Annotated in this window: 11 protein-coding genes; 4 read left to right on the forward strand and 7 right to left on the reverse strand. The window is 55.8% G+C overall.

Annotated elements, in window-relative coordinates:
• Window positions 1-24: 24 nt before the first annotated feature.
• Genes AAER43_RS21860 through AAER43_RS21880 form a run of 5 tightly spaced genes read right to left on the reverse strand, consistent with a single transcriptional unit; the run spans window position 25 to window position 5,653 of the window.
• The gene (locus AAER43_RS21860) at window positions 25-1,083 is read right to left on the reverse strand and encodes a glycoside hydrolase family 130 protein (protein ID WP_050863002.1); all 1,059 of its coding nucleotides are present in this window, start codon (window positions 1,081-1,083) and stop codon (window positions 25-27) included.
• The gene (locus AAER43_RS21865; protein WP_050863001.1) at window positions 1,067-2,650 is read right to left on the reverse strand and encodes an alpha-amylase family glycosyl hydrolase; all 1,584 of its coding nucleotides are present in this window, start codon (window positions 2,648-2,650) and stop codon (window positions 1,067-1,069) included. Before AAER43_RS21865 ends, AAER43_RS21860 begins: the two co-directional genes overlap by 17 nt.
• A 10-nt stretch (window positions 2,651-2,660) precedes the next feature.
• Window positions 2,661-3,488 carry a carbohydrate ABC transporter permease gene (locus AAER43_RS21870; protein WP_014885628.1) on the reverse strand — a complete coding sequence of 276 codons (828 nt, stop codon included), beginning with the start codon at window positions 3,486-3,488 and terminating at the stop codon, window positions 2,661-2,663.
• Entirely contained in the window at window positions 3,489-4,355 is an 867-nt protein-coding gene (locus AAER43_RS21875) for a sugar ABC transporter permease (RefSeq protein ID WP_080297796.1), read from the reverse strand. It lies immediately after the preceding gene.
• An 8-nt stretch (window positions 4,356-4,363) separates the two neighbouring features.
• The gene (locus AAER43_RS21880; protein ID WP_048996612.1) at window positions 4,364-5,653 is read right to left on the reverse strand and encodes an extracellular solute-binding protein; all 1,290 of its coding nucleotides are present in this window, start codon (window positions 5,651-5,653) and stop codon (window positions 4,364-4,366) included.
• Between the two features lie 186 nt (window positions 5,654-5,839).
• On the opposite strand from AAER43_RS21880, the gene AAER43_RS21885 reads away from it, so the two are divergent.
• The 3 genes from AAER43_RS21885 to ugpC are packed head-to-tail and all read left to right on the forward strand — an operon-like array spanning window position 5,840 to window position 9,377.
• Window positions 5,840-6,880, forward strand: coding sequence for a LacI family DNA-binding transcriptional regulator (locus AAER43_RS21885; protein WP_050863000.1), 1,041 nt, complete (start codon window positions 5,840-5,842; stop codon window positions 6,878-6,880).
• A gap of 29 nt (window positions 6,881-6,909) precedes the next feature.
• Window positions 6,910-8,298 carry a phosphomannomutase/phosphoglucomutase gene (locus AAER43_RS21890; protein WP_032635130.1) on the forward strand — a complete coding sequence of 463 codons (1,389 nt, stop codon included), beginning with the start codon at window positions 6,910-6,912 and terminating at the stop codon, window positions 8,296-8,298.
• Window positions 8,295-9,377, forward strand: coding sequence for a sn-glycerol-3-phosphate ABC transporter ATP-binding protein UgpC (gene ugpC / locus AAER43_RS21895; RefSeq protein WP_045135427.1), 1,083 nt, complete (start codon window positions 8,295-8,297; stop codon window positions 9,375-9,377). Before AAER43_RS21890 ends, ugpC begins: the two co-directional genes overlap by 4 nt.
• A 32-nt stretch (window positions 9,378-9,409) precedes the next feature.
• On the opposite strand, the gene metE is transcribed toward ugpC, so the two are convergent.
• On the reverse strand, window positions 9,410-11,671 hold the full coding sequence (gene metE, locus AAER43_RS21900; RefSeq protein ID WP_045269175.1) for a 5-methyltetrahydropteroyltriglutamate--homocysteine S-methyltransferase: 2,262 nt from the start codon (window positions 11,669-11,671) through the stop codon (window positions 9,410-9,412).
• 115 nt (window positions 11,672-11,786) lie between these two features.
• On the opposite strand from metE, the gene metR reads away from it, so the two are divergent.
• Entirely contained in the window at window positions 11,787-12,740 is a 954-nt protein-coding gene (metR, locus tag AAER43_RS21905) for an HTH-type transcriptional regulator MetR (protein ID WP_023331563.1), read from the forward strand.
• Here the strand turns inward: metR and AAER43_RS21910 are convergent.
• Window positions 12,628-13,527, reverse strand: a complete 900-nt coding sequence (locus AAER43_RS21910; protein WP_014885636.1) for a carboxylate/amino acid/amine transporter — start codon at window positions 13,525-13,527, stop codon at window positions 12,628-12,630. The two genes, metR and AAER43_RS21910, sit on opposite strands and share 113 nt — an antisense overlap.
• Window positions 13,528-13,557 lie beyond the last annotated feature (30 nt).

Here is a 13,557-nt window from a genome sequence, read left to right on the forward strand (position 1 = left end):
CGAAAGTCGGGGCTGCGTCAGGGCTTACTCCAGGCCCAGATGTTTCCACAGCTCGTTCATCGGCAGCGTGGCCAGGGCGATACGCTCATCCGCCGCACCATACCAGATATGCAACGTGTCATTACGCACCAGCGCCCCGCAGGTAAAGACGACGTTACCGAAAAAGCCTTCACGCTCATAGGGCGCGCTCGGCTCCAGCAGCGGTACGGAAGATTTGGCGATGAGGGTGAGCGGATCCTCAAGATCCAGAAGCAGAGCGCCCAGGCAATAACGCTGGCTAGCGTCAACGCCGTGATAAATCTCCAGCCAGCCGCGCGCGGTCTTGATCAGCGGCGCGCCGCCACCCGACTTCAGCGCATCCCATTCGTCTCCCGAGCGTCCCAGCAGATGCCGGTGGTTTCCCCAGTGCAGCATATCGGGCGATTCGCAGATCCAGATTTCCGGGTGGCCGAAATGGCAGGGCGCGGGCCGGGTAAGCGCCCGGAAGGATCCGCCAACCTTCTCCGGGAAGAAACAGACGTCGCGGTTATCAGGGCAGAAAATCAGCCCTTTCTTGTCGACGGAGATAAAATCAACGGTAGTCGCCAGCGCGGTGGAGATACCCAGCGATGACACGGCGGAGTAATTGATGTACCAGACATCGTCAATCAGGGTGATACGCGCATCTTCACAGCCAAATTCCTCATAGCGGCTGTCGGCGGTAATAAACGGCTGTTGATCGATGGTGAAATTTACACCGTCCTGGCTTCGCGCCAGGCGCAGGTGGGACATTGACGTCAGCCAGACCTGAGCCGGGTCGCTTTTCAGCACAATGGTACGCGGGTCGCTAAAATCATAGCGCGGGTCGTTGCGGTCGAACGTTTTTGTTGCCGCCTGCCAGCCGCCGGACTGCTGCACCAGAAGCGGAACGACGATCTTCTGTGGGTCATCATTTATCACGCTCTCGGCAACCCGAAGCAGCAGGATAATCTCCCCATGATACTCCGTTACACCGGCGTTAAAGACGCACTCCACTTTCCGTCCTGGCAGAGAAGGCACCACGTCGCTGGGGGTGATCAACGGATTCTTACCGTGTCTGTTCATATACACTCCTTTTTATCAGAATTTGATTTTTGTCCAGCTGCTGCGCGTTTTGGCCGTACAGGACATCCGCTTCAATGGCCCACAATGGGTTTTGTACCGGCAGGCCAAAATTCACGGCCACCCAGACCTGTTCCTGCGTCGTTGTTCGGGTAAACCAGACGCACGCCTTATGGCGTTTCAGCAGGCTGCACTCCCCATGCTGTAGCGCCCCGATGGCGGCCCGAAGCGCAATGAAGGTCTGGTACTGACGCCACAACGAGCCGGGCGTCGATATCTGATGTTCGGCATTGAGCAAGGGATAGTCCTGGCTGACGGGCATCCACGGCGTGGAGGTGGAAAAGCCCGCAAACGGGGCGTCGCACCAGAGGAAGGGGGCACGGGACCCATCCCGTGAATGTTCAATGGCCTGCGCCAGCGCGTCGGCGGCACTGCACCCCTGCCGCATGGCCGTGTCGTAGAAGGTTTTTCCCTGAATATCAAAAATCTGCCCGACCATCTGAGGCACATAGTCGGGCATCCCCAACTCGTCACCCTGAAAAATAAACGGTACGCCGCGCACGGTCAGCTGTAGCGCCAGAACGGCCAACGCCCGGGCGGCGTCATGCAGGCCTTCACCAAAGCGGCTAATCATGCGCGGCATATCGTGGCTGGAAAAGAATAGCGTCGGCAGGCCAGACTGCAGCGCCAGCGTGGCGTTAATCTCGTCGCACAGGCGTGCCGCATCGAAGGTTTTCTGGCTGCCAATATTGAAGTTAAAGACCACGTCCATCAGCGACGGGGCCTGATAACGGGCCAGGGTCTCCCTCTCCTCGCTGCCGATTTCGCCGATCAGGAAAACATCCCCTTGCTGCCTGGCATGTTGGCATACGCGCTGCAGCGTGCCGATGAGTCCCGGCTGGTTCACGTCATGCTCATGCTGCTGTACTCCCGCTTTCTCCGGATTGTCAGGCCCGATGCCGCGCGTGCTGAGGAAATTAATCACGTCGAAGCGGAAGCCATCCACGCCCTGTGCCTGCCAGAAATCAATGACCTGAAGCATTTCCTGCTCTACCGCGGGGTTCGCCCAGTTAAGATCGACCTGCTCAGGCGCGAATTTATGGTAGTAAAACTCGCCGGTGTCCGGCTCCGGGCTCCAGGCGCTGCCGGAAAAAAATGACTCCCAGTTGTTAGGGTGCGCGCTGAAAAGAAAATAGTCCCGATAGCGGCTTGCGGGATTATTCCAGGCATCCTGAAACCACGGATGCTGCGAAGAGACATGATTAAGCACCAGATCGATAATGACCCGGATCCCCTTTTCATGACAGCGATGAACGACGTCGCGAAAATCGGTCAGCGTGCCGAATCGTGGGTCGACGGCGCAGTAATCACTAATGTCATACCCGTTATCCACCAGAGGAGAGGGGTAAAACGGCGTGATCCAGATGGCACCGATGCCTAACGCGCTCAGGTAATCCACTTTTGAGAGCAGGCCGGGGAAATCACCCAGCCCGTCACCGTTACCATCGCAAAACGACGGCAGATAAATTTGGTAACAGGTACAGGCCTGCCACCAGGGTTGTTTGTTCACCGTACATTCCTTATTTCAGTGATAACGACATGCCCTGCAGGAAATATTTCCGGAACAGGATAAACAACACGATGACCGGCAGCATTTGCACCACGGCTCCCGCCATCACTGGCCCCAGATAAACGCCGTAGGATTTACTGAAGGTGGCCAGCAGCACCGAAAACGGCATTTTGTCGGCATCGCGCATGACAATCAGCGGCCAGAGGAAGTTGTCCCACGAGCTTGAGAAGGTAAATAGCGCCACGATCGCCAGAATGGACTTGTTCAGCGGCATCATGACGTGCCGCAGAATGGCCCACAGGCTGGCATGATCCAGACGCGCGGCGTACAGGTAATCGTTGGGCGTACCCTTGAAGCTCTGAGACACCATAAAGATCCCCCAGGCACTCATTGCATAAGGCAGGATCATGGCGCTGTAACGGTTGATCAGCCCGAGCTCACGCATCAGCACAAACTGTGGAATGATGAACATGAAAACCGGGAAAACCATCTGCACAATCAACAGATTACGGAAAGCGTTTTTGCCCCAGAATTCCGTTTTTGCCAGTGCATAGCCCACCAGCATGGAGGTGACGGTCACGCTCGCGGTCACGGTGACAGAGACGAAAAGCGAGTTAAACAGCGTGCGCAGAAACGGCTTATCGGCCCGGTTGCTGTTATCGAAAAGGAAAGTGTAATTTTCGAGCGTCAGCGTGCCCGAAAAGAGATCCGTGGTATAAATCTGTGCCGTAGGCTTCAGGGATGACACGACCATCCAGACAAACGGATAGAGCCAGCTTAACGCCAGAATAAACATCAGCGCATGAATTAGCAGGCTCAGGGGCGTGAGTTTTTTCATTCATACAATCTCAATGTGTTTTTCGAATAACCGACGAAATAGCCAGATCATCAGGAAACTGCAGGCAGCGACGATAATCGACATGGCAGCGGCCCAGGTAGGTTTCATATTTTGAAACGCGGCTTCGTACATGACCACCATGGGACTGGTGGTACTGTTTAGTGGCCCACCACCGGTAATTAAATAGGGCTCTGTAAAAATACTGAACGCCACCGTAATAGCCAGCACCATCACCATCACAATTTGCGGATTCATCATCGGCAGCGTTATTGCCCAGCCTTTCTGAAAACGCCCGGTTTTATCGAGAATAGCCGCACTATAAATATCCGATGGAATAGCCTGCATGCCGGAATAGAGAATTAATCCGTAATAACCGACAAATTTCCAGGTCACGATAAGCGCAATGGATAGCATGGCGCAGTCAGGGTTGGTAAACCACGGCACGGAAATCCCAAACCACGCAGACAATAAGCGGTTAACCGGGCCGTACTCATTAAAGAGACGGGAAAAGACAATTGAGTACGCCACCCCTGACGAGATATTTGCCAGTAAAAAACTCAGGGCGATAAACCCCCGGCCGTAGTTAATTCTGCGTAATCCGGCAGCAAAAAGCAGCGCGGTAATAAACACGATCGGGACATACCACATTAAAAAGCGGCAAATGTTCCACATGGATGTCCAGAATAACGCATCGTGCAGTACGCCAATAATGTTCTGCAAACCGGTAAATTGCGGTGCGCCGATAAACTGCCAGCGGGTCACGCTCAGCACCACCAGCCAGGCAAGCGGGTAGAACCAAAATAGCAGCGAATAGCCAATCCAGGTGGAGGCCAGCAGGCCTCCGGTTCGGGATTCATATCCAGCCATCATGCCCCCTACTGGCCCGTGAGGGCGCTGATTTCCTGCTGAGATTGTTTCAGCGCGTCGGCAGGCGTACTGGTTTTGAATATCACGCGCTCAAGCATCTGCGTCATGCTGCGCTGTACTTCTGTCGTCTGGTTTGTTGCTGCAGGAGGAAGCGCGACGTCCACCCACGAGGCGATTTGTTTCTCTAGCGGATTTTGTTTGAAGTAACTGACAAAGATCGGATTACTCATTAAATCCGCGCGGGCGGGCGGCATCCCTGTCAACTCAAGCCACAGCCGGTCATGTTCAGGGTTACTGAAGACCCACTGCATAAACTGCCAGGCCTGCGCCTTTCGCTTACTGGAACTGAAGATCACCAGACCTTTGCTGTCGCCGAACGTATAGGGGTGTTCAATGCCCGTCTCGGTCAGCATCGGACCGATCTGAATCGTTTTTAATATGTCCGGATACTGCTTGCGATAGCGGGCTAAATCCCACGGTCCGCGCGCTGAGGCGATAACCTGCCCCGTTGCGAGCGGATCCTCGGCAGAGGTGAAGTCGTAGCTGCTCCACTTATTGTTAAAAACGTTGCCCATGAAGGTCAGCACGGCCTCGCCAGCAGGCGTGGTCAGCGCAGGTTTTTTGTCGACCAGATACGGCTTGCCGTGGCTCTGGGCGTAGAACAGCGGAATGAAGTCGAACCAGCGTTCCCACCAGTTTTTACCTGCCGTAAGCTGTATCACATAGCCGTGATTATCCGCCGCCCGACGCTTCGCCAGCGCGTAAAGTTCATCGTAGCTAACCGGTACCCGATCAAAACCGTATTGCTTCAGTAAATCACCGCGCCACCACCAGACAATTGGGTTGATATATACCGGCAGTACCGTTTGTTTGCCGTTTAATTCCCAGGCTGACAGCAGAGAAGCCATTTGCCGTTTCTGAATCGTTTCCTGAAAACCCGGCATTCTGGAGAGATCTTCTATCTGCCCGACATCAACAAGCTGGCTGGCAAAACCAATAAATATATTGGTTGAAATATCCGGTTCAGTCCCTGATGCCAGCGCGTTCATTATCGCTTCTTCTGAACTGTTTGCGGCAGGAATAGCGGTAAATTCGACGGGCATATGGGCAGGGTCTTTATTCCATTCCGCCACTATTTTACTCCAGAAGGCTTCTTCATTGACGGTGGGTGTGACCCACATTTTGATTGTTTCACGCGCCCCGGATTGTGTCTCTTTTTTATCATCAGGCCCGCAACCGGTAAGAAAAAAGAGGAATATTACCGATGCTATTAATTTTGCTGCTTCTGCAACTCTCACGTTATATCTCCCTGATGTCGATAAGTGTTAATCGCTCACTGCTGCACTCTGTGAATGGTGCGTAAGCTAACACCCCTTTTTTATGTTTAACGTTAAACAAATCACAAAACTATTTATATTTAACGATAAACTCAGCCGCTATTATTTATTTAATTACGCCTCATAAATAATTTACGTGAATATAAAATGCCTAATTCATTTAGCAAAAGAAAGAATAAAAACGTGACGATTAAATCGCTGGCAGCAAAGATGGGTATTTCACATACCACGGTATCTAACGCGTGGAATAATCCCGAAAAGCTGTCTGCTGAATTACGTGAAAAGATACTTGGGTACGCCCGTCAGGTTGGATTTCAGGGGCCGGATAAACTCGCCCGGGCTTTACGCACCGGAAAATCCGGGGCCATAGGCGTCATTTTTAACGATGCCATGAGCTATGTTTTTATCGATCCGCATGACGTCAGCCTGATGCGCGGCGTCGCGACCCGCTGCGAAGACCGTAATATTAATCTGGTGCTGATACCGCTTCAAAAAGGGCCTTCATCGCTCACTACCCTGGTGGACGGGTATATTCTCAACGCCACGCATAACAGCGCCGCCATTATTCAACAAACCCTGGCCCGCAATCTGCCTGTGGTGACGCTCGATTTTCAGCTTCCGCAGTTCAGCAGCGTGTCGGTGGATAACACACGCGCCATGCGTGATATCACCCACTACCTGATACAAAAGGGTCATCGCCATTTCGGCATTATTGCCTTCCCGTCTCACCCGAACGCGCGCGGGATGCGGCCTCTGACGCACCGCGTGACGGGGGATAACCAACTCATGCTGACCCGCGTGAATGCCTGCCGCGACGCGTTTCAAGAGCACGGTATTAGGCTCAGTGACTGCTGGCTGTGTGAAACCCATCACGATGAGCCACACGGCGAACGGGCAGCGGAAGCATTGCTGACGGCACACCCTGAGATCACGGCGCTGATCTGCTTATCCGATCGTTTTGCCATCGGCGCGGTGAATTATTGCCAGCGACAGCGTCTTGCTATACCTGGCCGGGTCGCCATTACCGGATTCGACAATACCGCCCGGCAGTATAACGGGCCTGGACTTACCACCATCGCGCAGGATGCCGAACGTAAAGGTGAAATCGCGGTTGATCTGCTTCTGAACAATGGCCCCGTCACCCACGTTGCGCTGGAACACCGGCTTATCGAGCGTGATACGGCATGAGATTACCCTGCTTAAGATAAGAGTGAACTATGGATGAACTAACGTGCTTTAAAACCTATGACATTCGTGGCGAAGTTGACGTCAATCTCACCCCTGACATTGCGCGTCGCATCGGAAGGGCGTACGCCGTCTGGCTGCATCCCCGGCGCGTGGTAGTAGGCGCTGATGTCCGCCTCAGCTCGGAGGCGCTAAAAACGGCCCTGATCGACGGGCTTACCGCAGGCGGCGTCGATGTTATCGACCTGGGCATGACCGGTACGGAAGAGGTCTATTTCGCCACCCGGGAATTGCGGGCAGACGGAGGGATCCAGGTGACGGCGAGCCACAATCCCGCCCATTACAACGGCTTTAAGCTGGTTGGCCTTGAGGCGCGCCCGATCAGTAATGACAACGGTCTGCTGGAGATCAAAGCACTGGCAGAACAGAACCGCTTTCCACCCTGCGTGCGTCGTGGGGGCATTTTTCCCTTCGACAATCGCCCGGCCTGGGTGAACGCTCTGCTGCGATTTATCACTACGTCCCCAACGCGAACGTTACGCCTGGTGGTCAACGCCGGGCACGGCACCGCAGGTCCGGCGCTAGATGCGCTTGATGAGGGCTTAAAGCGTGCCGGTGTACCGGTCGAGTTTATCCGTATTCATCACCAGCCAGATGGCCGCTTTCCCGCTGGCGTACCTAACCCGATGCTGCCTGAAAACCGGCAAAGCACCCGACTGGCCGTCATCGAACATCACGCCGATGCTGGCATCGCCTGGGATGGCGATTTCGATCGTTGCTTTTTCTTCGACGAGCGCGGGGATTACGTTGAGAACTATTATCTCGTGGGGCTGTTTGCCGAACATTTTCTGCGACGCTATCCCGGCAGCCGTATCATTCTTGATCCCCGCTTAATCTGGAACACGCTCGACACGGTCGCCCGTTGCGGCGGTAGCGCAATCGTGAGTAAAACCGGGCATGCCTTCCTGAAAGCCCGGATGCGAAGGGAAAATGCCATTTACGGCGGCGAGATGAGTGGCCATCACTATTTTCGCGATTTTGGCTACTGCGATAGCGGCATGATCCCGCTGATCCTGATGCTCCAGATCCTGGGCGCAGACGCGCAGCCGCTCTCTCATCTTATGCGTCACGCACAGGCCCGCTATCCGGTGTCTGGCGAAATCAACCTGACGGTCAACGAGCCCGCTGCACTCCTCAATGACGTCGCCGCGCACTATGCCCCGGTCGCATGCGAACGCGACACCTGCGACGGCCTGAGCCTGTCCTTCGCAGACTGGCGTTTTAACCTCCGCGCCTCCAATACCGAGCCGCTGGTCCGCCTTAATGTTGAAGCGCGGGGAGATACCGCTCTGCTTGTCCATAAAACTCATGAAGTGCTGATGCTGATTTCTGCCCTGCAAGGGGCTCAGGAGACATTATGACCGCCCTTTCATTACGACATATTCATAAAAAGTACGATAAAAACGTCATCGTGGCGGATCTGTCACTGGAGATAGCATCAGGAGAATTTATCGTTCTTGTGGGCCCCTCCGGGTGCGGGAAATCGACGCTGCTGCGCATGATCGCGGGATTAGAGGCGCCAGACAGTGGCATGCTGATGATGGGCAATGAGGATGTCACCCACCTGGCGGCGGGCAAGCGGAGCTTGTCGATGGTTTTCCAGTCCTATGCACTTTATCCGCATATGACCGTACGGGAGAACCTCGCCTTTGGCTTACGCAATATCCGCACCCCGGAGGCCGACATTGCGCAGCGCATCACCCACGCCGCCAACATGCTCAGGCTGGACGAGCTGCTCGACAGGCTTCCGCAACACCTCTCCGGCGGCCAGCGCCAGCGCGTGGCGATAGGTCGTTCTATTGTCCAGCAGCCCGCGCTGTTCCTGTTTGACGAACCCCTTTCCAACCTTGACGCCGCTCTGCGGGTTGAAATGCGCCAGGAGATCCAGCAACTCCATAATACCCTGAAAAACACCATGATTTACGTCACGCACGATCAGGTCGAGGCGATGACGCTGGCCGACCGTATCGTGGTGATGTGTAAAGGCAATATTGAGCAAACGGGTACGCCGCTTGAACTGTACAACACCCCGGCGAACCGCTTCGTGGCCGAATTCATCGGTACGCCAAAAATCAATATGTTACCCGCCATCTGGCAGCAGGGGGCATTGCATATCGACCCTGATACCGTCTTCCCGCTTTCGCGTCAGCCCGCAGACATTCAGGAGGGGGAATCGGTATTTGTCGCGATCCGCCCTGAACACCTGGGTTATCAGCAGCCGGGGGATTTTAGCCTGAGCGGGAAAACGCAGTTATGCGAACTGCAGGGAGATTCAACCCTGGTGTGGCTGGACGTGGCAGGGCATGCCGTGTGCCTGAAATCCTTCCAGCAACTGAGTCTGCCTGCGCAGCAACGTATCACGCTGACCGTGCAGGAGGCTCATCTGCATCTCTTTGACGCGGCAGGCAAGCGGATTGCAATGACGGAAAATGCCGCCTGAATAGAGTATCAGGCGGCGGGAAATGCGCAGACTTACCCCTGACGCAAATTCTGCGCTGCCTTCACCATGTTGGCGAGCGCTGCGCGGGTTTCCGGCCAGCCGCGGGTTTTCAGGCCGCAGTCCGGGTTCACCCACAGGCGCTCTGCCGGAATACGCTGAGCGGCTTTTTTCAGCAGAGCTTCAATCCACTCCACGCTCGGCACGTTCGGGGAGTGAATGTCGTACACCCCCGGTCCGATTTCGTTTGGATAGTCGAACTCTTCAAACGACTCGAGCAGCTCCATATCTGAACGCGAGGTCTCGATGGTGATCACGTCGGCATCCAGCGCGGCAATGGAATCCATAATGTCGTTAAATTCGCAGTAACACATATGGGTGTGGATCTGCGTGTCGTCCTTCGCCACCGCCGCATTGATGCGGAAGGCTTCCACGCCCCACTTCAGATAGTCATCCCAGTCGCTGCGGCGCAGCGGCAAACCTTCTCGTAACGCCGGTTCGTCAATCTGGATAATGCCAATGCCAGCGGCTTCCAGATCCGCCACCTCATCACGCAGCGCCAGCGCGATTTGCTTCGCAATGGTTTCACGGGTCACGTCTTCACGCGGGAACGACCAGCACAGAATGGTCACCGGCCCGGTCAGCATGCCTTTTACCGGCTTGTCGGTCAGAGACTGAGCATACTTCGCCCACGCCACCGTAATCGCTTCCGGGCGGCTGACGTCACCGATCACCACCGGTGGCTTCACGCAGCGGGAACCGTAGCTCTGCACCCAGCCATTCTGGGTAAACACGAAGCCGTCCAGGTGTTCACCGAAGTATTCCACCATGTCGTTACGCTCGGCTTCACCGTGCACCAGCACGTCCAGACCTAAACGCTCCTGCTCGATGATCGCCTGCCTGATGTGCTCAGCAATGCCGGTACGGTAGTGATTCGCATCCAGATTGCCCTTTTTGAAGTCGAGACGCAGGCCGCGGATCTCGGTCGTTTGTGGGAATGAACCGATCGTCGTGGTTGGCCATGCGGGCAGGTTGAAGCGGGCGCGCTGGGCTTCGGCACGGACTTCATACGGACTCTGGCGCTGGCTGTCCTGAGCGGTGATGGCCGCCAGACGTTTTTCCACTGCCGGATTATGCACGCGTGCCGAATGACGGCGCGCCTGAATCGGGGCGCTCCATTCGGTAATCGCCGCCGTGTCACCGCTGTTCAGCGCGTCGCGCAGTAGCGCCAGTTCTTCACATTTTTGCAGGGCGAAGGCAAACCAGCTTTTCACTTCCGGGTCAAGACGGGTCTCCACGCTCAGATCGATCGGGCTGTGCAGCAGTGAACATGATGAGGCCACCCACAGCTCACGTTTACCGACAATGTCTTTAATTTGAGCATACTTTTCGGTGAGATCGGCACGCCAGACGTTACGACCGTTTACCAGCCCCGCTGAGAGCAGCCAGTCTGCGGGCAGACGTTTGTGCAGGTCCTTCACGTCATCTTTGCCGTGAACCAGGTCAACATGCAGGCCCTGAACCGGCAGCGCGGCAATCGTGCTCAGGTTAGGCGTCACGCCCTCGAAATAGGTGGTCAGCAACAGCTTCACCTGCCCGGTAAGCGCGTCATACGCCGGTTTGAAGGCATCGAGCCAAACCTGGGGCAGCTCAAGCACCAAAGCAGGTTCGTCGATTTGCACCCACTGAATCCCGCGTTTACCCAGCTCAATCAGTACCTGTTTGTAGACGGGCAGAATGTCCTTCAGCAGGCTGAGGCGGTCAAACGGCTCGCCTTTGACTTTGCCCAGCCACAGGTAGGTTACCGGTCCGAGCAGCACCGGTTTTACCTGGTGGCCCAGCACCAGCGCTTCGTCGACTTCGTCCAGAAGCTGTGTCCAGGTCAGTTTGAACTGCTGACCTTTTACGAACTCCGGCACCATATAGTGATAGTTGGTGTTAAACCACTTGGTCATTTCCGCCGCTGCCGCGGGTTCACCCGTTGGCGCACGACCACGGCCGATGCGAAACAGGGTATCGATATCTACCGATCCATCTTTGTTCTGATGACGAGCCGGCACGTTGCCCAGCAGCAGGCTGGTCGTCAGAACATGGTCGTACCAGGCGAAATCGCCCACCGGCAGCAGGTCAATGCCCGCCTGCTTTTGCTGATCCCAGTGACGGGCGCGCAGCTCGCGCCCCACGGTCAGTAGTTCTTCACGGGTAGCGTTACCCGCCCAGTAGCTTTCTTGCGCTTTTTTCAGCTCGCGACGCAGGCCAACGCGAGGGAAACCGAGAGTGTGATTGCGGATTGTCATGTTATGCCCCTTGTGAATTTCGCTATTTAGACGTCCAGATGTTTACACATCTATAATTGGCAGGTACTGTATATTCCTCAAGCGCAAAATGTTCATGGCGAAGTGAAGGACTTTCATGATCGAGATAAAACACCTGAAAACGCTGCAAGCGTTGCGGAACTGCGGATCGCTCGCGGCGGCTGCGGCCACGCTGCACCAGACCCAGTCTGCCCTTTCTCACCAGTTCAGCGATCTGGAACAACGCCTCGGATTTCGTCTTTTTGTGCGTAAGAGCCAACCTCTGCGCTTTACGCCGCAGGGTGAAATTCTTCTTCAACTGGCGAATCAGGTCCTGCCGCAGATCGCCAGCGCGCTACAGTCCTGTAACGAGCCGCAGCAGACAAAACTGCGCATCGCCATTGAGTGCCACAGCTGTATTCAATGGCTGACCCCTGCGCTTGAGAACTTCCGCCAGAAGTGGCCGCAGGTGGAGATGGATTTTAAATCCGGTGTGACGTTCGACCCGCAACCCTCGCTGCAGCAGGGTGAGTTGGATCTGGTGATGACCTCCGACATTCTGCCGCGCAGCGGCCTGCACTATTCGCCGATGTTTGATTTTGAAGTGCGCCTGGTGCTGGCACCTGATCATCCGCTGGCGGCTAAAACGCGCATCACGCCGGAAGACCTGGCAACAGAAACGCTGCTGATTTATCCGGTTCAGCGCAGTCGCCTGGATATCTGGCGTCATTTCCTGCAGCCGGCAGGCATTAGCCCGCAGCTGAAAAGCGTGGATAACACCCTGCTGTTGATTCAGATGGTTGCCGCCAATATGGGCATCGCGGCGCTGCCGCACTGGGTGGTGGAGAGTTTTGAACGCCAGGGCCTGGTGGTGACCAAAACCCTGGGTGAAGGACTGTGGAGCCGTCTGTACGCTGCCGTGCGCGATGGCGAGCAGCGTCAGCCGGTGACAGAAGCGTTTATTCGCTCAGCGCGGAACCACGCGTGCGACCATCTTCCGTTTGTGCGGAGCGCGGAGCGACCCAGCGGCGATGGACCCACAGTGAAGCCAGGATCACCGCTCCCCCAATAAGGAAGCTCGGCCAGTGCGGTTGCTGCTGCCAGATGGCGAGGTTAACCAGCAGCCCCGCCGGGACGTGCACGTTGTTCATGATCCCGAGCGTTCCGGCGTCGACCTGCGTCGCGCCGTAGTTCCACATGAAGTAACCCAGCCCTGACGCCACCACGCCCAGCCAGACCAGAACGCCCCACTGCACCGACGTGGTCGGCAGCTTTTGCGGGTTACCGAGCAGAAACCACGCCGACACCGCGACAATCGCCGCGCCCATATAGAACCACGCAAATGCATTGTGCTGAGGCATCGGGCGGGTTTCCATCAGGCGTTTGTAGCCCACCATGCCGATGGCGAAACTGATGTTGGCGAGCTGGACGAACATCAACCCGGTCCAGAAGTGATCGCTGACTTTGTCATAGCGAATAATTGCCGCGCCAATCACCGCCAGCGCCGCGCTTAGCAGGTATCCCCAGCGCAGACGACGCCTGCTGAGCAGGTCGTAAATCAACGTAATATAGAGCGGCGTCAACACGGTAAAGAGCAGGAATTCAGAGACGGACAAATAGACGTAAGCCCGGAAGCTGAACAGATACATGATGCCCAACTGCATCGCGCCCACCAGCATGTACAGCACAATCGTTTTCAGCGATTGACCACGCGTGCGCAGAAACGGCAGGAATACCAGCGCCGCCAGCCCCACGCGCATCAGCACCGAGAAGTAGCTGTCGACCGAACCGGCAAGGTACTCGCCAATCAGGCTAAAGGAGAAGGCCCACAGGATAGTGGTGATAATGAGTAGCGCCACAATGCTTGTCTCTCAGAAAGAAGGACAGGC

Origin of the sequence: Enterobacter sp. FUJ80071, from assembly GCF_038739915.1 — a bacterium.
Lineage (GTDB): Bacteria > Pseudomonadota > Gammaproteobacteria > Enterobacterales > Enterobacteriaceae > Enterobacter > Enterobacter kobei.